General features: G+C 48.0%; 22 protein-coding genes. 11 read left to right on the plus strand and 11 right to left on the minus strand.

The features are described from left to right. Nucleotides 1-101: 101 nt before the first annotated feature. The 3 genes from H6F93_RS04920 to H6F93_RS04930 form a co-directional block, all read right to left on the minus strand. Nucleotides 102-524, minus strand: coding sequence for a hypothetical protein (locus tag H6F93_RS04920; protein WP_190679551.1), 423 nt, complete (start codon nt 522-524; stop codon nt 102-104). After that, nucleotides 517-1,332: a hypothetical protein gene (locus H6F93_RS04925; protein WP_190679552.1), complete on the minus strand. Its 816-nt coding sequence runs from the start codon at nt 1,330-1,332 to the stop codon at nt 517-519. Before H6F93_RS04925 ends, H6F93_RS04920 begins: the two co-directional genes overlap by 8 nt. Before the next feature lie 298 nt (nt 1,333-1,630). Beyond that, nucleotides 1,631-1,876 carry a hypothetical protein gene (locus H6F93_RS04930; protein WP_190679553.1) on the minus strand — a complete coding sequence of 82 codons (246 nt, stop codon included), beginning with the start codon at nt 1,874-1,876 and terminating at the stop codon, nt 1,631-1,633. 743 nt (nt 1,877-2,619) lie between these two features. On the opposite strand from H6F93_RS04930, the gene H6F93_RS04935 reads away from it, so the two are divergent. After that, nucleotides 2,620-3,150 carry a TrmH family RNA methyltransferase gene (locus tag H6F93_RS04935; RefSeq protein WP_190679554.1) on the plus strand — a complete coding sequence of 177 codons (531 nt, stop codon included), beginning with the start codon at nt 2,620-2,622 and terminating at the stop codon, nt 3,148-3,150. Nucleotides 3,151-3,229: 79 nt separating this feature from the next. Continuing rightward, nucleotides 3,230-4,051 carry a tetratricopeptide repeat protein gene (locus H6F93_RS04940; RefSeq protein WP_190679555.1) on the plus strand — a complete coding sequence of 274 codons (822 nt, stop codon included), beginning with the start codon at nt 3,230-3,232 and terminating at the stop codon, nt 4,049-4,051. A gap of 24 nt (nt 4,052-4,075) precedes the next feature. Here H6F93_RS04940 and H6F93_RS04945 read toward each other — a convergent pair whose 3' ends face one another. Together H6F93_RS04945 and H6F93_RS04950 are read right to left on the minus strand one after the other, a co-directional pair. After that, nucleotides 4,076-4,702, minus strand: a complete 627-nt coding sequence (locus H6F93_RS04945; RefSeq protein ID WP_190679556.1) for a Uma2 family endonuclease — start codon at nt 4,700-4,702, stop codon at nt 4,076-4,078. 152 nt (nt 4,703-4,854) lie between these two features. Further along, complete coding sequence (locus tag H6F93_RS04950) at nt 4,855-5,772, minus strand: hypothetical protein (RefSeq protein WP_190679557.1); 918 nt, start codon at nt 5,770-5,772, stop codon at nt 4,855-4,857. Nucleotides 5,773-6,186: 414 nt separating this feature from the next. On the opposite strand from H6F93_RS04950, the gene H6F93_RS04955 reads away from it, so the two are divergent. Both H6F93_RS04955 and H6F93_RS04960 read left to right on the plus strand, forming a co-directional pair. Continuing rightward, complete coding sequence (locus tag H6F93_RS04955) at nt 6,187-7,305, plus strand: D-alanine--D-alanine ligase family protein (RefSeq protein ID WP_190679558.1); 1,119 nt, start codon at nt 6,187-6,189, stop codon at nt 7,303-7,305. 95 nt (nt 7,306-7,400) lie between these two features. Further along, nucleotides 7,401-8,030: a hypothetical protein gene (locus H6F93_RS04960; RefSeq protein WP_190679559.1), complete on the plus strand. Its 630-nt coding sequence runs from the start codon at nt 7,401-7,403 to the stop codon at nt 8,028-8,030. 12 nt (nt 8,031-8,042) lie between these two features. On the opposite strand, the gene H6F93_RS04965 is transcribed toward H6F93_RS04960, so the two are convergent. Beyond that, nucleotides 8,043-8,867 carry a DUF3153 domain-containing protein gene (locus tag H6F93_RS04965; RefSeq protein ID WP_190679560.1) on the minus strand — a complete coding sequence of 275 codons (825 nt, stop codon included), beginning with the start codon at nt 8,865-8,867 and terminating at the stop codon, nt 8,043-8,045. A gap of 257 nt (nt 8,868-9,124) precedes the next feature. Between H6F93_RS04965 and H6F93_RS04970 the strand changes: the two genes are divergently transcribed. Both H6F93_RS04970 and H6F93_RS04975 read left to right on the plus strand, forming a co-directional pair. Continuing rightward, the gene (locus H6F93_RS04970) at nt 9,125-9,871 is read left to right on the plus strand and encodes a DUF554 domain-containing protein (protein WP_190679561.1); all 747 of its coding nucleotides are present in this window, start codon (nt 9,125-9,127) and stop codon (nt 9,869-9,871) included. Nucleotides 9,872-10,037: 166 nt separating this feature from the next. After that, nucleotides 10,038-10,697 (plus strand): response regulator transcription factor, encoded by a 660-nt coding sequence (locus tag H6F93_RS04975; protein WP_199313489.1) that lies wholly within the window; start codon nt 10,038-10,040, stop codon nt 10,695-10,697. 2 nt (nt 10,698-10,699) lie between these two features. Here H6F93_RS04975 and H6F93_RS04980 read toward each other — a convergent pair whose 3' ends face one another. From H6F93_RS04980 to H6F93_RS04995, 4 genes are all read right to left on the minus strand, one after another. After that, complete coding sequence (locus tag H6F93_RS04980) at nt 10,700-11,116, minus strand: secondary thiamine-phosphate synthase enzyme YjbQ (RefSeq protein WP_190679562.1); 417 nt, start codon at nt 11,114-11,116, stop codon at nt 10,700-10,702. After that, a complete protein-coding gene (locus H6F93_RS04985) occupies nt 11,113-11,454 on the minus strand; it encodes a hypothetical protein (protein WP_190679563.1) in 342 nt (113 codons plus the stop codon). Before H6F93_RS04985 ends, H6F93_RS04980 begins: the two co-directional genes overlap by 4 nt. Before the next feature lie 62 nt (nt 11,455-11,516). After that, nucleotides 11,517-12,119, minus strand: a complete 603-nt coding sequence (locus H6F93_RS04990; protein WP_199313490.1) for a hypothetical protein — start codon at nt 12,117-12,119, stop codon at nt 11,517-11,519. A 59-nt stretch (nt 12,120-12,178) separates the two neighbouring features. Then, nucleotides 12,179-13,252: a glycosyltransferase family protein gene (locus H6F93_RS04995; protein WP_190679564.1), complete on the minus strand. Its 1,074-nt coding sequence runs from the start codon at nt 13,250-13,252 to the stop codon at nt 12,179-12,181. A 226-nt stretch (nt 13,253-13,478) separates the two neighbouring features. On the opposite strand from H6F93_RS04995, the gene H6F93_RS05000 reads away from it, so the two are divergent. Both H6F93_RS05000 and H6F93_RS05005 read left to right on the plus strand, forming a co-directional pair. Beyond that, entirely contained in the window at nt 13,479-14,069 is a 591-nt protein-coding gene (locus H6F93_RS05000) for a lysozyme inhibitor LprI family protein (RefSeq protein ID WP_190679565.1), read from the plus strand. Nucleotides 14,070-14,322: 253 nt separating this feature from the next. Then, nucleotides 14,323-14,844, plus strand: a complete 522-nt coding sequence (locus tag H6F93_RS05005) for a dihydrofolate reductase (protein WP_190679566.1) — start codon at nt 14,323-14,325, stop codon at nt 14,842-14,844. A gap of 9 nt (nt 14,845-14,853) precedes the next feature. On the opposite strand, the gene H6F93_RS05010 is transcribed toward H6F93_RS05005, so the two are convergent. Beyond that, nucleotides 14,854-16,278 carry a phospholipase D-like domain-containing protein gene (locus tag H6F93_RS05010; protein ID WP_524537895.1) on the minus strand — a complete coding sequence of 475 codons (1,425 nt, stop codon included), beginning with the start codon at nt 16,276-16,278 and terminating at the stop codon, nt 14,854-14,856. 616 nt (nt 16,279-16,894) lie between these two features. Between H6F93_RS05010 and H6F93_RS05015 the strand changes: the two genes are divergently transcribed. The 3 genes from H6F93_RS05015 (at nt 16,895) to H6F93_RS05025 (ending at nt 22,465) form a co-directional block, all read left to right on the plus strand. Further along, on the plus strand, nt 16,895-18,241 hold the full coding sequence (locus H6F93_RS05015; protein WP_190679567.1) for a general stress protein: 1,347 nt from the start codon (nt 16,895-16,897) through the stop codon (nt 18,239-18,241). Nucleotides 18,242-18,263: 22 nt separating this feature from the next. Further along, a complete protein-coding gene (locus H6F93_RS05020) occupies nt 18,264-19,046 on the plus strand; it encodes a transglutaminase-like domain-containing protein (RefSeq protein WP_190679568.1) in 783 nt (260 codons plus the stop codon). A gap of 704 nt (nt 19,047-19,750) precedes the next feature. Beyond that, a complete protein-coding gene (locus H6F93_RS05025; protein ID WP_190679569.1) occupies nt 19,751-22,465 on the plus strand; it encodes a DUF3536 domain-containing protein in 2,715 nt (904 codons plus the stop codon). Nucleotides 22,466-22,549 lie beyond the last annotated feature (84 nt).

The following is a 22,549-nucleotide window of genomic DNA, read 5'->3' on the forward strand; positions in this document are numbered from 1 at the left end:
TTCTCTCAAAGCAAAGCACGACTATGATGACCAAATTTGGTTTTGTCGAATTCGCTCCCTGGTTTGTAAGCTTTGTCCCATCAGCAATTAAGAAAGATTTGTCAGGCAGTCAGCTCACTATCTTTAGAAGTGCCACCAATACCTTTAACTTCTACAACTAACAAACCGTTCTTCAGAAGAATCTGAAGATCTTCTTCTTTAATGTCTGGATTGCTTTCATCCATGTTGATAACATTCTCAAAGTTAAGCCAGACAAAAAATTTTTCGACAGATTTAACTAGCGAAATTCCTGTTTCAGTGATTAAATCATGCAGAAACTTATACTTAGATTGATTCCTTTCAATTTCGATCTCGATCTCCGTCAAAGCTGTTTTATATTCATTTTCTAGTTTTGATTTTTTTGCTAAAAGACTCGCTTGGTTTGGGAGGGGGTAGGTTTTTGATCTCAACCAAGAAAACTGCTCTGAGTAAGGAAAAACTTTAGGAAATAATCCAGGTAACAGCTCATCAATAAGCTCAAGCAAAAAAAATCTTTTTCTTATCCTGCAATTGAGGAAAAGCAAAAACCGCTGATTTCCCTAGTGAAAAATCAATAAACCCAATAATTTCATTATTGGAGTTCGTTAATAGGAGAATAAAATCATTTCTCTTAATCTCCTTCCGTTCATCCTGTCTCCATCTTGTAGGATGCTGAAACGTAACTTTATAAATGAAATCTTTACTATACTTTTGAAGAAAGCTTCTTATATCTTCTGTGACATCTAAAATTGTTACATTTTCACCCATTTTATTCCGCAGTGATAATGGGAACGGAATGAACTCGTATAAGGAATGCTGCATCGGGTTCTCTTCGTAGGAATCCATATGAGTTATCCTTACAGGATGGTACTTAGATGTCTCTTGTGCAGAACAAAAGACAATGATAAGAGTTTCGTTAGAAAAGAAACTTTGCAATCGGACTCCTAAAGGGTTTGAGGATAATGGACGCGGGTCGAAAACCGTCTCAGGATATCTACTTAATAAAACAAGTTGTTCACTTCCCTTAAAAGAAGAGTGAGTATGCTCAGACTTGATGTATTCAATCGGCTCTTGTTCTTGTAAGTCTACAATCACAATATCGTATTCATGCAGATTAGGCGGAAAATTAAAGTTTAGGAGACACGGATGTGTATCATACCTACCTGAATTTGGTACTTTGACTTGAGAGCCTAATGTACCCGAATAGCAATGCAAACCTTTAGCTCGTAAAGCTTCAACGATCTCTTGTTCTAAGTCAATTGCACAAATTTTCGGCTTTTCTTTGCTCTGAAAACTTAAAGATTGGTCTGTCATTCTACTTCATTAGGCTGTAGTTATTTGTAAGTAATTCTAATAAAAAATCTTGCCAGTAGCCTACAAACTAACAACTTCTTATACGTAAGATTTCCGTATAAGAAGTGGGGCGAATGGTTATGCAGAATGATCCTGCATAATACGCTAATGAAGTAGAGAGACGGAATGATTCTCCATATCTACATGAGGTCAGACATTCAGTTGATGTTTAACCTTGCCTCGTTTTAGCGTTAAGCCGAGATGTTGCTTAGCTTAGAGCGATCGCCCCCTCCCGACGATCGCCCCTTCTCTCTGATCCTTATCCTTTTTGGCGATCGCGCACTAAGATACTCATTACTTCACCTGTATCGGGTGCGGGTAACAAGGGACTCCATGCGCCTGCTTCGGCAAAGCCACGACCGTGGAGTTCGTGGATTGTGCTGATTACGCCATCACGGGAGCTAATAATTAGGACTCGTACTCGTTCGCGTTCAGGGAGTTGGATAGGAGAAGCTTCTCCCTCAACGGTTGGTGAGTTGAGGGATTCTAAAAAACAGTGAGACATGAGTTGTGACTCCGTTAGGGTTTATCAGAAAACCCCAAAAACCTAGCCACCCCACACTAATTTCACGCGCTACAAAAGTGAGTGGGAGAACGAAAAGTGAGTAAACTCACTTTCATGCTCTAAAGGGTTTGCAACGCTTCTTTGACATGACAAGTCGGGGTGACTAAGGGAGTGTTAAAATTCACCGTTAGCCGCCAGACTGCTTAGACCAGTTTGGGGGTTAGCCGCTCATTGCTGCTGGACACAGCTTTGAGCGGCGCTAGATTCTTGGGTTTTGTCAGGTTGCTACAAGTAAAAAAGACAACCTTGACGTGACAGCATATCTGAGTGAACGGTATCTCGTCAAGGTAGTAAGTTACGAAGTTTTTGAGGGATGAAAGGGGGCGATCGCTCCTCTCACCAATATGTTTTCTAGAAAATGTAAACAAAAACAGGTTTAAGAGTTTAAAACCTGTTTTTTAAATTCAAAACAAGGTTTACAAGTTTAAAACAAGGTTTTTGAGTTTGAAAACAAGGTTCTAAATTTCTAAAGCAGATTTACGAGTTGAAAACAAGGTTTTTAAACTTAAAAACAGGTTTTTGAGTTTGAAATCAGGTTTTTGAGTTTGAAACTTAATTTTCGAGTTTGGAAATTGAATTTCTGAGTCGAGTAGGACATACGCAAACAGAAGCAAGGTAATCTTCTGCTGTTTAGCGTAAGTCTTGTATATTTATTGGCAGAATGCACTGGCGTAAGTTGAACTGTGGCAAATCGATCTGTAGGGAATCGGACAGTCAGCCGTGACAGTTATACAAACTTGCCCCGTCACAACTTGATTGTTTGTGCCACGCTGGTGCAAAATCCGGCGAACCTGGGTGGGTTGTGCCGCACAGCAGAAGCGTTTCGGTTGGAATCATTAGTGTTGGCAGATGAGGCGATCGCCCAAACTCCTGCTTTCAAAAATTTGTCAGCCTCCACCCATCATTGGCAACCTTTCACCATTTGCCCCATTGAATCTTTACTCGACTGGCTCACCCAACAGCAGCAGTCAGGCTACAGTCTAATTGCTCTCCACACTAGCCCAGAAGCAGTTCCGTTAACCCAGTTCACCTATCCGCGTCAGTCTGTTCTGATTCTCGGACAGGAACTTACAGGCATTCCCTCAAACGTGTTGGAACGGTGTGATCAGATGGTGACGATTTCACAGTTTGGTTTAGTGGAATCTTTGAACGTGCAGACAGCGGGAGCGATCGCCATCTACGAATATGTGAAACAGCACTCTCCTAGAACCTAAAGGAAAGCTTTAACCTTACTATTCCTCCCTTTCAACCTTCACCCACATCAGTAGAATCAGACACAGGAGGAAAATGAATATGGGACATTCCGTTGTTGTTAGTGACGCAAATTTTGCCGCTGAAGTTGTGCAAAAGTCTTACGAAAAGCCAGTGCTGGTAGACTTCTTTGCTCAGTGGTGCGGCCCTTGCCAGATGCTTAAGCCGGTTCTGGAAAAGCTGACCCAAGAGTATGACTTTGTCTTGGCAAAAGTAGACATTGATCAAAACCCAGAACTGGCAAGCACGTATGGCATTGAGGGTGTTCCCGATGTGCGAGTAGTGAGTCACGGTGAACTCAGCAACGGCTTTGTGGGTATGCTGCCAGAAGCTCAAATTCGAGATTTGCTGGCTCAACTTGGGCTGAAGTCAGAGTTGGAATTGGGGTTGGAAGCTGTAAGGGAGGCGATCGCCGCAAATAACCCAGCCCAGGCAAAACAGCAGTTTGACCAGCTATTTCAGAAATATCCCGAAGACCGCAAGCTGATTCTAGAAGCTGCCAAATTTCTGCTCAGTTTGAATCAGTTAGAGCCTGCTCAAAAAATGCTGGCAACGATTCAAGAACATGAGAAGGGCTATTTTGCAGAAGCGCAAGCAATCAAAGCGATGATTCAGTTTCAGCAAGAAACTGACAATCCGGTGATCGAGTCTGAGCTAGACCAGCAGTTTTCGAATGCCTCCAAACTAGCACTAGAGCAGAACTATGAAGCGGCATTGCAAGGCTTTTTGGCGATCGTTGGTAAAGACCGCAAATACAAAAACGACGGCGCTAGAAAAGCTATGATTGCCATCTTTGACCTGCTAGGAGACGACCATCCGCTGACAAAGGATTATCGGAAGCAGTTGATGCTGACGCTGTATTAAATTCATGTTTTTAGCGATCGCCCCTCACCCAATCTGGTTTCTCACCCACTGCCGAAAAATCTTCACCAACTCCAGGTAATCAACTGTCTCAGCCTGCTGTAAAAATCCGGCAATTTCTGGAACGGGTACATCTGGAAAGAACTGACTGGTTTGGGAATTAATGTAAGCAGTACTTTGTAGTTGTTTAATCGTCAGGGATTCCCCGTTGTAAATCCAGACTTCTGCTACGCCTAAATCTGCATAGACTTGGAGGCGATCGCTAGAGCTACTAGTAACATCGATTTCAACTACGAGATCGGGGGCAGGGTCTTTGTCTAAATCCAGTCGCTTCTTTCCCCGAACCGCAGCGATATTACGAATGTAAAAACATTTATCGGGTTCAGCCCCGCTCAGTTCAGGACGTTTGAATGTCGTTGAGCCAAGAGGATAAATTTGCACCTCCAGCTCTTCTGCAATCGTCTCCACGAAACGACCTAAAACTTCCTTGCCAAGTTCATGTTCAGGGGAAGGGGTCATGATTTCCAAATTGCCGCGATTGTAGGTGAGGCGGAGACGGCGATCGCTCAATTCTTCCAGCAGCGTTTCATAGGTCTGCCAGCTAATTCCCGATAAATGAACTACTTCAATAAGGGAAGGTGAAGTTGCAAGCATGAGACAAAAGCGTAGGGTGTTTACATTTTAGATTGGGGAAGGCGATCGCTCGCTGCGTTCAGATTGCTTACGAGCGCAACACCAGCGCTGCCATTCGTAATCTCAAACAACAGTTAGCTGGTGGCTAATCGTTAATTGCAATAATCAAGAAATTAAGACTCTTGAGCATAGCCATTTTCACGCAAGAAAGTGCGGAGGCTGTTAAAGAACTGTTGGCGATCGCTTCCCTGGTAAGCCTGCTCTACCATCTGCCAACCTTCCTGTGCCTGCCCTAACAAGTGTTTATCTGCCATATAAGCTGCCCAAACGACCTTCATCGTAGGATCTGTTCTGACACTGGTATCTCCACTACTCTGACGCTGCCAGTAGTGTGACCAGAGAATGTAGGCATGGCTCCCTAACTCTTGCGGATATTGGCGCGTCACCTCAGCCATTCTGCCATCCTGATATTGCAGTACCCGCAGCGGCAAAACACTGGGTGAATAGCTGCTTTCCTGAAGCTGTTCCGACATCTCGACCGATGGAAAGCCAAACGGATAAGCGAACAGATTATCATTTGTCAGAAATTCTGGCGCTCCATCTTCATTCAAATCGCGTAGCCGATAACCTGCATAACCCCAAAAATGCTCCGTGTAGGAATAAGTTTGCTGTTCAGGGTCATACCGATAAATTTGGGTATAGGTGCAGCAACCTCCAGGGCGATCGCCGAAGTCAAACAAAATCTCGAGTTCACCATCCTGATTCAGGTCTACCACCTTGAGTGATTCTGGGAAAGGACGATTGCCCGGCGACTGTATATTTGACGGGTTGCCATAGGTGCTGCGGGCAGTGGCAAGATCCTGATCGATCAAAGTCTGACCCGCTCTGACGATTCGCAGCTTAAAGTTGGCGAACTGAGACGGTTCAGCCCCCAAAACTTCTCCGCTATAAGACAGTTCAGCAACCACATCATCACTTGATTGCGTCACGCGAATTTCGCCCGATGCTTTAGCAACCTGCGGTGAAGCGATCGCCAAACCCAACACCAAAAACCGACTCAGCCAAGCAGCAATCTTGATTTTTTGTGTCATCGTCAACCCAAATATTGGTAGTGGCACAGCCAACGCGAGGCATAAGCTTGCTTTGCCTCCTCCAACGCAGCACTGCCATGAGCATTCTTGCAAAATCTATACTCGGCACCCTGAGTCATTTTATTTTGAAATGATCCAAAGCGAAACCAAGGGAGCCACCAAGCACTTGCCTCCCACCAATGCGAAGCGCACCATGCCACCTGTCCCCAATCCATTGCGGAGGAGGTCTGGGGGACGCGCCTCGTCCCCCAGTGGGGGCTGGGGGCAAGTCCCCAGAAAAAGACTCAACTGAGACGAGGAATCAGAACTGCCTATGATACGCTATCTGCGTAATTAAATTTAGTCTCATGACCAGCAGTCATTCAGGATGTTACTGCTGATACATAGAACAACGAGTGGCAGGAGTTTAGGGCTATGGTATTGCGAGTCGGGCTACTATTTGGCGGCTGTTCAGGAGAGCATGAAGTTTCAATTCGGTCTGCCCAGGCGATCGCCCAAGCCCTAAGCTCCGGTGCCAACACCGACAAATACCAGATCGACCCCGTCTACATTCAAAAAGATGGTCGCTGGCTAGGAGCGGCGATCGCCCAACAGGTACTCGAAAGCGGCACCCCCCTACAAATTTCTGCATCCGACCCCGCTTTACCTGACGAAAAGCAAGCCGCCGAAAATTCTACAGGTACCCTTCAAGCTACCGATTCTCAAAAATTGCGCTGGCAGTCTCCCGCCCAAGTCGCCGATGTAGACGTATGGTTTCCGATTTTGCACGGACCAAACGGCGAAGATGGCAGCGTTCAGGGATTGCTCAAACTCATGCAAGTTCCCTTTGTGGGCTCAGGCATTCTCGGTTCCGCCTTAGGAATGGACAAGATCGCCATGAAAATGGTCTTTGCTCAGGCTGGGCTCCCTCAAGTCAAATACGTAGCCGTCAACCGTTCGCAAATCTGGTCAAACCCCTGTGTTTTTCCAAAACTATGTGACGAAATCGAACAAACGCTGGGCTATCCCTGCTTCGTCAAACCCGCCAACCTAGGTTCCTCAGTTGGAATTGCCAAAGTGCGATCGCGCCCCGAACTCGAAGCAGCCTTAGACAATGCCGCCAGCTATGATCGCCGCCTCATTGTCGAAGCCGGAGTCACCGCCCGTGAAGTAGAATGTGCCGTCTTAGGAAATGACCAGCCTAGAGCATCCGTCATCGGTGAAATCACCTATGAGAGCGATTTTTATGATTACGAAACTAAATATACTGAGGGATTAGCAGGACTGTTGATTCCTGCCCCTTTACCAGAAGCGATCGCCCAACAAATTCAAGAAATGTCACTGAAAGCATTTGCCGCAGTTGATGCAGCAGGGCTAGCCAGGATAGACTTCTTCTACGTTGAGGCAACTGGTGAAGTCTTCATCAACGAAATTAATACCTTGCCTGGATTCACAGCAACTAGTATGTATCCAAGGCTCTGGGCAGCTAGTGGTGTTGCCTTTCCAGAACTGGTCGATCAGCTAATCCAGCTTGCGCTGGAGCGCGGTTCCTAAACTCCCATGCCTCCTCGGCGCAGCAGACCAGATTCTAGCTAGTATTAAGCGTGACGTATTAGAAATAGTCTGGCTCTGTACTGCTGAGGTTGCAGATGGAAAAGGATCAGATTCACAATCAGACAGCCAACCCAGCAGTGGGACAACTCGTTCTTCCTGCTGCTGGTCAGAGCAAATCAGACTTTGCCCTGCTGATGCGGGCACTCTGCCGCCATCCGTTTCTACTTTGGGGCAGTTTGTGGACAATCTTGCTGATTACTGTTCAGGTTACGCTCAATAGCTTTTTGCTTAACCCTGAATTTGTAACTCAGAGTGAACAAATTCAAGAACCCGCTGCCATTGAGTCACCTGCCACGCCAGCGTCCCCTTCTGTGTCCCCTTCCGTCGAGGACAAAGATTCCTTACCGCTCTGGTCATTTGGAGCGATCGCCTTTAGCTGTGCGATTGCGTCCTTGATGGTTTCCCAGCGCTTGAGACAGCCTCCCAATTCCCGAAAACCAAAACGTGCTTCCGTTAGTCCTCGAATCTTGGCTCAAAATGGAGCGATTTCTCAGTCCCGCCCTACTGCACCTGCCCTGAAACCCTCTACCCTTCGGACTGAATCCGAAGAACCAGGCGTTAGCGTTGTTCCGACAGAGGAAAGCCATCCGTTGGATTGGGGAGAGGAAAATCTAGCAGATAATTTAGATATTCGCTATCGTCGCCCGCTTTCTTTTTGGCGTTAGTGAGAAAGGGAGCTATATTTCTGGTGCTGATTCGACCGCTGGCATTTCGGATTGAGGTTCCAGGAGAGATTTTACGAAACTGCCGCTGATAACGAGTAGGGCGATCGCCACACTGCCGATTCCAAGCGGACTGGGAATCCAAAAGATAGCTTCTAGGTGATTGATTTCTCCCGGTTTGAGCGTCCAGACAAGCTGCTTTCCCTGGCGCACGGCTTCGCTAGAGGAATTGACACTACGGGCACCCCAGGGACTATCCAGGCTAAATTCTAGATTGATTAGAGATCCAGGGCTGACCAACAGATTGCCCTTGCTAGAGAGAACCCCAAGCGATCGCAAATCCAGATCAAAGCTGAGGCGATTGCGCTCTAGCAACAGCAGATTGCTTTCGGTTAACGCCAAGTGCGAGGTGAGTTCGGGCAAGCCTAATTCAGCAGTGGAATCATCAACAGAAGCTTCTGCCTGACTTTGAAAGAACTGATTAAACTTCTCCTCCAGATCTGCCCCATTGTTAAACGGAATCGTCACCCGCAACTCTTGATCCGAGACGCGCTTGACCCGCCCGCCCAACTGCTTGGTCCGTTGCTCAACGCTACGAAGCCATTCCTGGGCAGCATCACTAAAGCTAGTGAGGCGATCGCTCAACCGCACATGCTGCACAATAGTTCCATGATTCTGGCTGTCGTAGTGAACACCCACGTCATACTTAACGCAGCCAGAGAGAAACAGAGCCGCAATCAGAATAATCCAAAATACCCGCAGCCGAACTAGAACTCGGATCAGGAGTTTTAGCGCTGTGACCACTAGAGAAGCAGATGTAGATGAGGAAGATCTACGCATGGAAGGGTTCCGGGTGAGTCAATGCCATAAAGTTGCTTAGATAGAAGCATACTCCAAACTGCAAAACCACAAATCCCTGTAGAGGCGAGGCGTTCGGGCAAAAAACTTCGTTGTGAGCTAGAAAATGCTTGCCGAATGCTTCGCCCTTATAGAGGCAAAGATGCGAGTTCACGCAACAGTAGGATTTTTTCGTGCAGGCGTAATGGTTGAATAGGTGACGGAATTGCTAAATTCCATCACTTATTTGTAGCGCGTCTATGGCACTCGATTTTTGGGTAAGAACTAGCGGCACCTGGATTAATGTCATTACAGTTGTTTTGGGTACTGCGCTAGGGCTGTTTCTGCGGGGGCGGCTACCTGGACAGATGCAGAAGGTGATCACTCAGGGCTTAGGGTTGGTGACGCTGTTCATCGGCTTTAGCATGGCTGGAAGTTTGCGAGAGGCACAGGCAGGTCAGGTCGATGGAGTAATTTTAGGGTTGCTGGCGCTTGTCCTGGGCGGGCTACTGGGTGAATGGTGGAAGTTAGAGCTTCTCCTAGAAGCGGTAGGCAATTGGTTGAAGCATCGGTTTAAAGGCAAAGGCAGCTTTACGGAAGGATTTGTCGCCGCTAGTCTATTGTTCTGTGTGGGACCGCTGGCGTTAATTGGCAGTCTAAATAACGGCCTGGTCGGTAACAACACGTTGCTAACGCTGAAGGCTTCGATGGATGGACTAGCCGCGATCGCCCTCACCAGCAGCTTTGGCATTGGTGTTGGCTTTTCTGCCCTTTCTATCCTCATTTACCAGGGCGGAATTTCTCTGGCGGCAGGGGCGCTTGCCCAAACACTGCCTGATCCGGCTACTGCGCCCCAGGTGATGCTGATTACAGGCGTAGGAGGGCTAATGATTATGGGGTTAGGGTTAAATTTGCTGGAGGTTGCTCAGGTCAGAATTGCTTCCTTTTTACCCGCTTTGCTGTTGAGTCCGTTGCTGTATGCGATCGCTGCTCGGCTGACGTCATAGTAAACTTCTCACCGATGCCACTCCAGCTGTTTCTGCTGTTATTGAAAACGTTGAAACTCTTAAGTTGGGCTTAACTTGCCGATTCTTACTGGTAATCTAGAATTCGTTAGGTTAGTCTGTCGGTGGCTTGGACTGTAGCCAGATCTTTCCCGAAAGAAGTGCCCCTATGAATTCATTCTCCGAACTGCCACCCATGCGGGTTTTGATTGTCGAAGATGACCCAATGATGCAGCTAGGGTTAGAGCAGTCTTTAGCAGCTTATCCCAACATTGAAGTTGTGGGTCGAGTGGATGACGGCTATTTAGCAGTTGAAGAAGCCCTCAAGCTGAAGCCCGACATTATTGTGATGGATATTGGGTTGCCTCGATTGGACGGCATTGCTGCAACCCAGCAAATCAAACAATCACTCAAAGAGGTACGCATTGTCATGCTCACCTCTCACACCACGGAGAATGAGGTGATTGGGGCGCTCTCTAGCGGTGCGGATGCTTACTGTGTCAAAGGCACGAGCGTTGATCGGTTGTTGGCAGCGATCGCCGCTGCTCAAGAAGGAGCCAGCTATCTTGATCCCCACGTTGCCCGCCGAGTTTTAGATCATTTGAAGCCTCCGACGCAAACTGATGTAGGCGCAGTTGGTCAACTTTCACAACGAGAGCTAGAAGTGCTCAAGCTAATGGTCGAAGGCTATAGCAACCCAGAAATTGCCGCTGCCCTTTACCTCAGCCCCAACACGGTCAAAACCCACGTTCGTGGAATCATGAACAAGCTTGCGGTAGACGATCGGGTGCAGGCTGCGGTCGTTGCATTGCGTGCAGGAATTGTGTAAGCCTAATCGCCGCTAATATGCACCAGCACCTCACGCAGGTGGCTGTGCTGCCGATGTTCCCAGACATAAATGCCCTGCCAGGTTCCTAGCATGAGCCGACCGTGGGCGATCGGAATTTGCTCTGAGGTGTGAGTCAACACGGTACGAATGTGGGCAGGCATATCATCTGGACCTTCGGTGCTGTGAATGTAGCGATCGCCCTCAGGCACCAGCTTTGCCAAAAAATTTGCCAGATCTCGCAGCACATCGGGGTCAGCATTCTCTTGAATGATTAAACTAGCTGACGTGTGCCGCAAAAATAACGTACATAGCCCGGTGCTAATACCCGACTTAGACACAGCAGACTCGATTTCTGATGTGATCTTATGAATCGATTTGCCGTTGGTCTTGACTTTGACTAATTGCTGGTAATGGCTCATGAAACGGATTCTGCCTGAGCGGTGTCAGTTGGGCTAGCAGTGTCAGTGAGGCTGCTATCGGGCAGTACAGCATCACCCTCGCTCTCAACAGCCTGATGTTCTTCCAGTTCCATGCTTGCAGAATCGTCTTCCGTTTGGTTGGCTGCCTGATCTGCTTCAGCCTCTGGCGCATCTAGCGATTCTGATTCTGGGTTAAGCCAGGGAGAGTCGTAACGGTGCCAGGGCAAGATCGGCTCATTTGGCAACTGGCGCGTCAGAACCGTGATGTTAGACATATCGGGTTCTGGCAAACGGATACGCTTCTCAAGCACAGAGCTATCAGTTGGTTTAGCTTCCATAAGTTAGCGGTTATCTCAAGCAATTTGCAGCGGCATTTCTCAAGCACGAACCCCGATCAGATTCATATCAGGAAATAAACTACCACCATATGCATTAACATCACCACAGCAATTACCCAAGTAGCATAAGCGGCGTACCTCAAAGTTTGAGAAACATCATCAAGTCGCTGCTTATTTGCATTATAAGTCTCGGTCAAATTAACTAGCATCTGTAGCTGGTATTCGTCTGGTGACAAAACCAGATATTTCTCCAAAAATTTACGGTCTTCTAAATTCGGGCTAACTGCCACCTGGCGAGGGAGAAATGCCCTTACTAGTAGCGTGAAACTGATTAAAAACCCAATCACTTCAGTGATGCTAAACGGGCTGGGGATCATCATCAAACGGGAAATGTTGAGGCTGGTCAGCAAAGCCCCATTCGTGACAAAGAGAATGTTGAGCTTTGTCGTGAGAATTTGACTTTGCTCTCTCTGCTCGGTCAGCACAAGGCGCACGTCCTTAGCGGCCAGCTCTATCGTTGAAACGGCAACACTCTCTGTTGGAGTTTCTACTAAAGCTGTCATGCCCGATTCGGCAGGAATGGGTTGGTTTGTGAAAGTTTCAGTTTTCTCTTCGGCTTCCTCAGAAACCAGAATCTGGTCAAACGAGTTGACTGCTGCTGTCATGGGTTGGGCGGGTTGAAGTTCAGCAAAGCGATGTCAATAGCGATGTCAATAAAGCTATGTTAATAGAAATAATCTTTGACGGACTGAGCGATCGCCTCATTCCCATCAACTGCTAAAGGCTGTGACTGTCGAGGTGGCTGCATGGGTTCTCGCAAAAACTGCCAGTCGCCAAAGAACTCAGCAGGCTGCAAAATTCGATGGTGGGCGTAGTCCTGAATGCCTTCCAGCAAAATGGGCGACTCAGCAAAGTCCTCACGGGTAACAGAAACGATTGGCACTCCTAGACGGCAAGCTTCAGCAAAAGTGCTGTATCCAGGCTTTGAGACAACTCGACCGCAAAGCGGCATAAAATCTACGGGTCGGTAGTGACGGTCGGTAATCTTGAGCAAATTTGGCAAATCGGGAGCTTGACGGTCAAAGGTAATAAACTGCCAATCAGCGAAATTTTCTAAATTTTGGTAGGGAATCTGGTCAAGCCCTAAGCCGCCAAAGGTCAGCAAGGTAGTTTGTTCTGGTGGTTTAGTCAGATTAAACTTTGTCCGCAATTCCTCGATCGCATAGCGGGGTGAACCGCCGGTCAGTCCTACATCAGTGATGTGAGGAAAGGCAGACATCGGCTCATGAAATGGTAGGCGAAAGAGGCGATCGCATTCCCCAAAGCGCTCAACAATCCAGTCTGCCATCTCAACAAACTCACCACCCCAGGCACGGTAGATAAAATCCCAGCCAAAATTACTGATCATCCAGCAGGGAACGTGGGCAGCGTGGGCGATCGCCGTCGCTAACGGTGGAATATCTGCCAGCACCAGACCAACCCGATTCTGCTTAATAAAGGTCACTTCCGAGGCAATCAGTGAATTTGCCTGTGCCCGAATCTGCTTCAGCTTTTCCAACGTGGCGGGTTTGTCCATTGTGATACTGTCACTTTGCAGCACCCCCACATCAAACCCACGCGGACGATGAATAAAGTCACTCTGAATGTAAGAATCTAGCAGCCAGCGAGGAGCCGTCGTCACCAGCGCAATGACCATTTCAGGGCAGAGCCGCTTAATTTCGCTCACTACTGCTGCTGTGCGGGTGGCGTGACCAAAGCCATGATTGGTAATTGCAACGTAAAGAATGGGTTCAGGCATTGACAGATCCAGGACAGAACAGACTCACGGTGAAGTCTCCTGTCAAAATACTCATTTTTCAGACCATCAACAAGATGCTTTGCCGCTTTGCCCTTAAAGCAAACTGCTTGAATCTGCCATTTATGGAGAATATGCTGCAATTTTAAGTCTTTTGACTCTATAGCAGGTTGCTCAAGTCTATTGATTTTGCTTTTACTGTATCTAAAACCGTTTAAGGGAAAAATTGATGTTTACAGCCAAACACCTACCTGGATTGCTGGCGATCCTGCTTTTGGCGATCGCTCCTGGCTGCTTTTCTCGCAGTCAAGACTCTCCTCAAGCGAGGTCAGCCAGCCCAGCCAACCCTACCCAAACTTCAACCGCGGCTTCTCCGGTCGAACCTGCTACCCCTTCACCAGAGTCAGAGTCAGGACCATCCCAAGCAGTACCTCCCCAAGCGGCACCTGAACCCACAGCCCCGGCGGCTAGCTCCTCGGCTCCTGATACTACATCGGCTCAAGCATCGGCTCCATCAGCAGACTGTGCCAATGCTCAAACCCAAGCTGAAATCAACCAGTGCGCTCAGGCGTCTTATGAAACAGCTGACAAAGAGCTAAATCGGGTTTATCAGGAACTCAAGTCCAGCCTCAACAGCCAGGAACAGGAAGAACTGATTGACGCAGAACTCGCCTGGATTGAGTATCGCGACCAAACCTGCGAGGCAGAGAGTAGCCAGTATGAAGGGGGCTCAATTCAACCGACGATTTACTATGGCTGTCTGGAGCGAGTCACTACAGAACGAACTGCTGAATTGCAAAGCCAGCTAGAACAGAGTTAGCTTAAAGACATCAACTTTAAGATGCATGGGGCGATCGCATATTCTTTCTCTAGAGCGACTCCATCTCTATCTTTTGGTAGGAAGTGAGTAAACTGTAGCTCTTCTAACAATGCGGGGATGGCTGTCCATATCAAGATATATTGTCTTTTTCTAGAGACACTTTTCTAAATACCAATTAAAGGTTGAATCTAAAATGTAAACGATTGCTATTTAACTAGAATGGTTGGTTTCTTTTACCTAAATTTATCAAACAATGAAAAAACCTGAAGTAATTATCATTGCCGCTGTTGCTGAATCTAATCGAGTGATTGGTAAAAACGGCAAGCTGCCTTGGAGGATTCCTCAAGACTCCAAACGGTTTCAGGACATTACACTGGGTCATCCCGTGATCATGGGTCGAAAAACCTGGGAATTCGATGTCGAGAAATGTCCCTTAGCAAAGCGGTTTAACATTGTTGTTTCATCCAGTCCTGAACAAGAAGATGTCTCAGAGCATTGCCATGATTACCCTTTTGAGCTGGCTTTTGTTAATTCTGTTCAAGACGCGTTAAAGAATACTGCGAACCAAGAAAAAGCTTTTATTGTGGGAGGGGCTTCCATTTATTCACAAGCGTTAAACCTGGCAGATACGCTGGAATTAACTTTAGTAGAAGGTAACTTTGAAGGAGATACTTTTTTCCCAGATTATCAGCATCTAATCGGTAGCCAATTTAAGCTTGTGAATCAGGAAAAGCATCCGGGTTTCAGATACGAGACCTATAGGCGCATTAGCTAAAACTGCAGCTTATGGACAACGGGTTTGTTCCTCTTTGATTCGCTGCTGCAAAAAAGTAGGCACGCCCAAACTTGCTCCTTCGTAGAGCCGAGCAAATTCTCGCTGAAAGTGTGCTGCAACAGTGGGATTATCAATTACCAGTAAGTTTTCGTCATTGCTATTGTTAGCAGCTGCGCTCCAGTTCTGTGACCCGGTGATGACGAGATGTTCGTCTACCATGCTGAACTTATGATGCAGCAGATCGCCTTCTGCAAGGCTGGGAGTGCCGACTGTGGCGATCGCCCCACTCCAGGGACGATTCCCCTCCTCATAGCGACACTGCCGATTCTTTAACGCAACCCCCATCATGTCTAGCGCTTCACTATAGTCCCGATAGATAAAGCCAGAATCAATCAGAGTGCGAACCTGAATGCCTTGCTGATGGCGAGTTTCCAAAACGTTGCTGAGATTCTGGTCAGAAAATACAAATAAGGCTGTATCAACTGTTTGAGTCGCAGTGTTCAAGGCTCTGCCAATTAGCCCGTTCGTGCTTTGCTGCCAGGGTAAAGAGGTTGAGGTTGGCGAAAATTGCACTGTGACGGTCGAGCCGGGTGCCAGTGTCACGGTTCGAGCGGGACGGGGTGGTTTTTGCAAGCCAAATTTGCTGTCTAAGGCACCACCTGGACCATCTCCCCACATCAACTCAAATTCTTGGGTATAGAGCTGAGCTAGTTCTGGGCTGTCAATTTTCACCAGGTTGTTAGCATTGCCGCTGCTTTGAGGGGCAAGAAAGTCCCCATGTACATCACTGGTCGTCAGATTAGCCGAAGCGACAATCACCAGTCGATGATCGATCACCAGAAACTTGTGATGCATCAGGTCACTGCCTTTGGAGCCATCAGCCGTGTCGTCGATGACCGGAATCTGGGCTTGTTGCAGGATCACGAGCGCGTCACGCTGATTAATTTCGGCTGGGGTAAGCTGTCCGTCCTGATTTTGGTCTGCAAGCTGAAAGAATTCCAGGTATTTCCCTTGCTGACGCTCATCCAGTTGACCTGCTTCTTCGGCTGTAAAGCTACTCCAAGGGCGGCTATATTCGTTTTCTATGATGACGCGCACCCGTACGCCAACTCGCTGCTTTTCCTGAAGCGCTTGAGCAATCCGAGGCAGGCGAAACTCGTGGCTAGCTACATCTATTGATGATTGGGCAGTGGCGATCGCCTCCACGATGACCTGTTCTAAGTCGTCTCCTAACCGTTCCTGCAATCGATAGGGTTCAGTATAGGTCGCCGCTTGTGAATGGTTAAAGTAAACCTGAATGAATCGGTCTTGAGGTAGTGGCTCCAGTGCTGGCTGGAGGGCTGAACTTTGCCGCCAGTGGTTAAAACCCAAAAACAGCAATAGCCCCAGAACAAACAGAAGGCAAAACCGAATCCACCAGGATGATAGACGCACAACAAATCCTCACAGTTGGGCATTCACTAGGCAATGAAATGCATGGGCTGATTTTGCCCAACGGTGAGAAAGGGATAACGCGATCGCTCCAAAAAAAACCTCTGGCATTACACCAGAGGAAAGGTTCCCGAACATGAACAGAGGAGAAATTTAACTGGTTGCCACTGCTTCTTGGCGAAATGGGCCAATATCCTGAATCAATCCGCCAACCAGGCTATGACGTAACTTAGTTTTATTTAACTCACTAAATAAATATTGTTCAACTTGCAGAATAATTCAGGATCATTGGTTACAGAACTGAAAACTTTTTACGACTTTTCTCTTGAACCGAGTTTTGTCGGTTGGTCAGCATAACTGAGAGCAATCAGTCCGATTTAAGGCAGCTTTGTAGCTTTAAGATGTATTTCTTCTAACTGATTTCTCAGAGAGAAATTACATCCCTAGGGCGATGAATTCTATAGGCGAAGATCGATACAAAGAATGAGGAAAGTAAAACCAACTTTGTCCCAACTAGCGGGAGCTAGTAAGTTTCTACGCTAGCAAGTTAAAGTTTTCGATTTTAGATAACTGTGAACTTACTGGGAACTGCATTCATCCCATCTACGAGGAAGAAAATATGGTTTCGGGCAAGCAAAAGCGTGCTGTTGGGGTATTCCCCGATCGCCCTACAACGGCATCTGCACTTCAAGCGCTCCGGGATTCTGGCTTTTCGATGCGTCAGGTGACGATTGTGGCGCGAAATGCTGCTAGACAAGAGGCGATCGCTGGGGTCGAAATCAGAGATCAGAAGGGGAATCACGCGAATGAAGGGGCCGCAGCAGGTGCCTTGAGTGGTGGCATCTTGGGTGGTGTCGCAGGCTTGCTGGTAGGTCTAGGTGCTCTAGCCATTCCAGCACTCACTGGAATCCTTTTAGTTGGAGAAGCCGCAACCGCACTGATTACAACATTGGTTGGGGGTGCAGCAGGAGCGGCAGCAGGAGGGTTAGTCGGTGCCCTAATTGGGTTAGGTATCCCTGAAGATCGGGCGCGGGCCTACAGCGATCGAGTGGCGCGGGGTGAATACTTAGTTCTGGTAAAAGGTACAGAGCCAGAGGTTCGTCGTGCCGAAGATACGTTACGGCATCAGGGTATTCGTGACCTTGGAGTTTATGATGCGCCTGGACATCGTAGCAATGCGGTAGAAAAAATAGGCGCATTGCAGGCAGTTCCAGGACGAACTGCTTATACTGAAACGCCTCTGGAAGCGCCACGAAATCTAGGGGTGGTTAAACCAGGCAATCGCAATCTTGGTCAGGTACAGCCCATTCATCGGACTGAGACCCCTGTTGTGCCGTCACGAGTCAGGCAACCCGTAGACTACTCAATCGATCGCCCAGTTGCTCGCCCGATTGGTGCAACAGCACCCGTAACTGAGACAGTAGCAGGTAACACCAAGCGGGCAATGGGCGTGTTCTATGATCAGCACGGGTTAGAACAGGCGCTAGAAGCTCTGAGAAACTCAAACTTCACCATGCACAGAATTTCGATTGTGTCGCGCGATGGCGGACAGGAAGAGGCAGTTCACCGCAGTCAACCTATAAATCCGCCTTCAAGAATCGACTCTGAAGGTCGGGTTAGACCCACCGCATCCAGTTCTTTAGGCGGGATTACAGGACTGTTAGCTGGACTGAACACGATTATGATTCCTGGATTGGGAGAAGTTTTAGTTGTCGGCGAAGCTGCCCCAACGATCAAGTCTTCTCTGGCAGAAAGCGGAAACTTTGCCTCGGCGCTAACTCGCTTAGGTATTCCAGGAGAGCAGGCGAGAGTGTATGGCGATCGCCTCAGTGCAGGTGCCAGCTTAATTATGGTGAGCGGCACAGGCGAAGAAGCCCTCCAAGCTGCTTCTATTCTCAGCAAGCACGGTATTCAAAACTGGGGAATTTATGATGTCACCAGTGTTTCGGACTCATTTCCCCGATAGGCAGTGAAATTGCTCAACCCGTATGAAGTTTAACCTTGGCTGTCAGCTCAGCTACGCTATCAATGAATCCAGCACCCTAATTTTCAATATTGCTGTGCCTGATGGTCATCAGACCGTCATTGAAGAGGATCTAGTTATCGCTCCTTCGACTCCCGTTGAGGAGTATCGCGATCCCGTTCTCAAGAATCGTTTTCTGCGGGTTAACGCTTCGGTAGGAGAGATCAAAATCTCCTACCAGGCAAGTGTCGAAAAGCCCGATGAAAAGCCTGATCCCAGCGATGTGAACGAGGTCAACATCGCTGATTTGCCACTCGAAGTAGTGCCCTATCTTTATCCCAGTCGCTACTGTCAGTCGGATCAGTTAACCCGCTTGGTAAACACCGAATTTGACCATTTGGTTCCTGGCTATTCACGAGTTACAGCAATCTGCAATTGGATTTACGACAACGTAACGTACCTTTCTGGCAGCAGTGATTCTCATACCTCTGCTTATGACACCGTGACTGAAAGAGCCGGAGTATGTCGGGATTTTGCCCATTTGGCGATCGCCTTCTGTCGAGCATTAGGAATCCCGGCTCGGTTTGTTACCTGCTATGCCTATAAGCTATATCCGCCCGACTTCCACGCCTGCTTAGAAGCTTACCTGGAAGGTGGTTGGTACTTGTTTGATCCCACTCGATTAGTCCCACTAGACGGGGTCGTTCGCATTGGGATCGGGCGTGATGCGGCTGATGTAGCGTTTGCAAATCTGTTTGGAGCTGTCGAGATGAAACAAATGAATGTGTTCATCGATCGTCACAAATAGAATGATTTGCAAAGTATAAACTCAACCAGCGAACATTAGAGATTGTGAATCCCAATAGTTTCAATCATTTAGGATTGCTATAGCAGTCGACCCTGAAACATCTTTTGATCCCTGAATTAGAATTTGTAGGGACTGTTTCTAGAAATGATGATGCCTTCTCTCGTGGCAATTTGATAACGATTTTTCGCTCAATACTCAAAAATAGTGAAACTTTGTTATGAACTGTTAAAACTCGATAGGCGGGAGCGCTATGCAGTTTAGCTTTGAAAATACTTCGAAAAATTTTGCTGTGTTCAATAGCCCTGCCTTCTAAAGTTGAGCGGTAACAGTAGCGGACGATTGCATTCAGCCAGAGGACTGATTCCGATTTCTACTAAGTTGCGTTCCAGCTAAGCTTTTCAGACTCAAATTTCAGCTAGGTTGCACCAGGTCAAGCCTATAGCTGCAACATTTGACCAATCTGTTCAATTTTTAGTGGGCTAGCTCTAAACCCTGCTTTGCTACTGGATTTAATACGACTGCTTAATGCAGGTTGATCCCCATCAGTATTTTTAGATTTTGATCCTCATTTGAAGCTATGACGCTTGCAGAAGCAAAGTAGCCCTCGAACACATATGGCTTTGGGGATCACTTGGTGAATAAAGCTTTCCGAATCTAAGCTTGCGTATTTCTACTTCAAATCAATTCAATTTGGACAAAGCTTCATGACTTCTGGCAATTTAGAATCTTTTGCGCGATCACTAACTCTAGAGGATACCAAATTGGGAGTTGATCCCCGTTTGTCTTCCGGAATTAACCAAACTCAATCACCCCCCACAGGCGATCCTCGTGCAGAACATGATCCTCTACGGACTGCGCTAGGGGTTTACGTCACGGTTCATGGACACTTTTATCAGCCACCTCGTGAGAATCCTTATTTAAATGCGATCGAGCGTCAATCCAGCGCAGCACCGTTCCACGACTGGAATGAGCGAATTCACCACGAATGCTATCGCCCCAATGCGTTTGCGCGGATTTTGAATGATCGAGGTGAACTAGTCGGGATCGTCAACAACTACGAATACCTCAGCTTCAATATTGGCCCAACACTGATGAGTTGGTTGGAGCGTTATGACATAGAAACTTACCGGCGCATCCTGGAAGCAGATCGCAAAAGCTGTGAGCGGTTGAATGGGCACGGAAATGCCATCGCCCAGGCATATAACCACATGATCTTGCCGCTGGCTAACGAGCGCGACAAATACACCCAAATTCGCTGGGGCAAGGTAGACTTCCGTTCTCGATTTGGGCGTGATCCCGAGGGGATGTGGCTAGCCGAAACGGCCGTAGACTACGCCACGTTAGAAGCTCTGGTATCAGAAGGAATTCGTTTTATTGTCCTGGCTCCTTCCCAAGCGCAGCGTTGCCGTCCCTTACCCAACCGGGATCAGGCAGATTCTCCCTGGCGTGAGGTTGGCGGTGGTCAAATTGATCCGATTCAGCCTTACCGCTGCTTCTTACCTAATGGCGATCGCAACCGCGACTACATCGACATTTTCTTTTATGACGGCCCGATCTCCCGCGATATGGGCTTTAACGATGTTTTGAGCAGTTCCCAACACTTTGCCGGCCGCATCGGGCAGGCCGTACGTGGGGATCATCGCTCTGCCCAGTTGATTTCAGTCGCAACCGATGGTGAAACCTTTGGGCACCACAAGAGAGGTACTGAGAAAGCGTTAGCTTACGCGCTAACCGAAGAGTTTCCTCAACGCGGTTGGACAGTCACCAATTTTGCTCACTTCCTCAGCCTCAATCCGCCCACTTGGGAAGTCGAACTGAAGCCTGTTACAGCCTGGAGTTGCTCTCATGGAGTTGGTCGCTGGCAGGAAGACTGCGGCTGTGGGGGGGGTGGCTTGTGGAATCAACAGTGGCGAAGACCGCTACGTGATTCGCTCGATTGGCTGCGGGATCAGTTAATCAAAGTATACGAAGAGGCGGGATCAAAGCTGTTTCAAGATCCTTGGAGGGCGCGGGATGAATACATTGAGGTAGTCCGCGATCGCAGCCCCAACAGCATCAACCGCTTTCTGGCTCAGCACCAATCGCACAAACTTACCGCTAGTGAGAAAGTGGATGCGCTGCGCCTCTTAGAGATGCAACGTCATACCCTGCTGATGTACACAAGCTGCGGCTGGTTCTTTGAAGAACTGTCTCGCCCAGAAGGGGTGCAGATCTTGCGCTATGCGGCTCGGGCGATCGAGTTGGCAGGAGATGTTGCTGGAATTCAGCTAGAGAAGAATTTTGTCAAACGACTTACCGCTGCCCCTAGCAACGTTGACGTATTTCAAAATGGCGCTGAGGTTTACAGACAACTTGTTGCCCCAGCTCAAATTACTCCGGCTCAAGTCGCTGCCCATTACGCTATTAGCTCTCTGTTTACACCCTACTCTCAGGATCAGCGAGTCTACTGCTACACCGTTCATCAAGCCGATTACCAGCTCCAGCGCATGGGAGCGCTGACGCTAGCGGTAGGGCAAATTCAGATGATCTCTGAGATCACGCGAGAGAGTACAAATCTTGTGTTTGCCGTTCTACATCTGGGCGGCTGGGATTTCCACTGCTGCATTCAACCCTTTACAGGACGGCGCAGCTACAGCCAGCTTAAGGAAAACTTATTTGAAGCGCTGAAGCAGGCCAGTGCTGCTCAGACCATTCTGACGATGAGTCGCTTGTTTGGGGATCAGTCCTTCAGTTTGCAAGATCTGTTTGCTGAAGAGCGCCATCGGATCATGCGGCTGCTGAGTCAGGAAACCCTAACCCGCCTGGATCAGCTTTACACTCAGGTTTACCGGGATAACTACGGTGTACTAATGGCATTTCACCGGGATCACCTGGAAGTGCCACAGGAGCTTCAGGTCGCAGCCGAAATTGCCATTGGACACCGAGCCGTCATCTCCCTGCAGGCGCTAGAGCGGGAAACGAGTGATCTGACCAGCAGTAATCTCCAGTTTTGCCTGAGTCATCTGTCAGAACTGGAGGCTATCGCCACGGAAGCCAATCATCTGCACTGTCAGCTTAAGCTGCCTGAAATCAGCCAGATCTTGGAGCGACTCATCTTGCGATCACTCTGGCATTTACTGCACAACTTCAACCCCAAAACCGTCGAAACGGACACGCAGCTATTGGAACGACTGATTGATTTAGGAAATCAACTGCATCTGAATCTGCCGCTTGACCGAGTGCAAGAGCTTTACCTGAAGAGCTTACACAACGAAATCTTGCCCCAGTTTTCTCTATGGCAGATTTATCAGCATGAAACTCAAAAGGGCGGTCAAACTTCCCAAGTTTCAGGAGCCTGGGATCAATCTCAGATTCGTCAATTGCTCTTGCTGGGACAAAAGCTATCCCTAGACGTTAGTCCCTGGTTAAGTCAGGTGTAGCCTTGTGTTCGTTGTTTCTCTTTTGTAGAGATGCAATGAATCGCATCTCTACAAAAGAGTCTCATTGTCCAAAAATTAGGGCTA

Source organism: Leptolyngbya sp. FACHB-671 (genome assembly GCF_014695745.1).
Lineage (GTDB): Bacteria > Cyanobacteriota > Cyanobacteriia > Elainellales > Elainellaceae > JAAUTN01.

Excerpts from the sequence above, each read along its gene's own strand:
- H6F93_RS04925 (WP_190679552.1), bottom strand. The coding sequence starts at position 1,332 with ATGACAGACCAATCTTTAAGTTTTCAGAGCAAAGAAAAGCCGAAAATT.
- H6F93_RS04930 (WP_190679553.1), bottom strand. The coding sequence starts at position 1,876 with ATGTCTCACTGTTTTTTAGAATCCCTCAACTCACCAACCGTTGAGGGA.
- H6F93_RS04940 (WP_190679555.1), top strand. The coding sequence starts at position 3,230 with ATGGGACATTCCGTTGTTGTTAGTGACGCAAATTTTGCCGCTGAAGTT.
- H6F93_RS04945 (WP_190679556.1), bottom strand. The coding sequence starts at position 4,702 with ATGCTTGCAACTTCACCTTCCCTTATTGAAGTAGTTCATTTATCGGGA.
- H6F93_RS04950 (WP_190679557.1), bottom strand. The coding sequence starts at position 5,772 with ATGACACAAAAAATCAAGATTGCTGCTTGGCTGAGTCGGTTTTTGGTG.
- H6F93_RS04955 (WP_190679558.1), top strand. The coding sequence starts at position 6,187 with ATGGTATTGCGAGTCGGGCTACTATTTGGCGGCTGTTCAGGAGAGCAT.
- H6F93_RS04960 (WP_190679559.1), top strand. The coding sequence starts at position 7,401 with ATGGAAAAGGATCAGATTCACAATCAGACAGCCAACCCAGCAGTGGGA.
- H6F93_RS04965 (WP_190679560.1), bottom strand. The coding sequence starts at position 8,867 with ATGCGTAGATCTTCCTCATCTACATCTGCTTCTCTAGTGGTCACAGCG.
- H6F93_RS04970 (WP_190679561.1), top strand. The coding sequence starts at position 9,125 with ATGGCACTCGATTTTTGGGTAAGAACTAGCGGCACCTGGATTAATGTC.
- H6F93_RS04975 (WP_199313489.1), top strand. The coding sequence starts at position 10,038 with ATGAATTCATTCTCCGAACTGCCACCCATGCGGGTTTTGATTGTCGAA.
- H6F93_RS04980 (WP_190679562.1), bottom strand. The coding sequence starts at position 11,116 with ATGAGCCATTACCAGCAATTAGTCAAAGTCAAGACCAACGGCAAATCG.
- H6F93_RS04985 (WP_190679563.1), bottom strand. The coding sequence starts at position 11,454 with ATGGAAGCTAAACCAACTGATAGCTCTGTGCTTGAGAAGCGTATCCGT.
- H6F93_RS04990 (WP_199313490.1), bottom strand. The coding sequence starts at position 12,119 with ATGACAGCAGCAGTCAACTCGTTTGACCAGATTCTGGTTTCTGAGGAA.
- H6F93_RS04995 (WP_190679564.1), bottom strand. The coding sequence starts at position 13,252 with ATGCCTGAACCCATTCTTTACGTTGCAATTACCAATCATGGCTTTGGT.
- H6F93_RS05000 (WP_190679565.1), top strand. The coding sequence starts at position 13,479 with ATGTTTACAGCCAAACACCTACCTGGATTGCTGGCGATCCTGCTTTTG.
- H6F93_RS05005 (WP_190679566.1), top strand. The coding sequence starts at position 14,323 with ATGAAAAAACCTGAAGTAATTATCATTGCCGCTGTTGCTGAATCTAAT.
- H6F93_RS05015 (WP_190679567.1), top strand. The coding sequence starts at position 16,895 with ATGGTTTCGGGCAAGCAAAAGCGTGCTGTTGGGGTATTCCCCGATCGC.
- H6F93_RS05020 (WP_190679568.1), top strand. The coding sequence starts at position 18,264 with ATGAAGTTTAACCTTGGCTGTCAGCTCAGCTACGCTATCAATGAATCC.
- H6F93_RS05025 (WP_190679569.1), top strand. The coding sequence starts at position 19,751 with ATGACTTCTGGCAATTTAGAATCTTTTGCGCGATCACTAACTCTAGAG.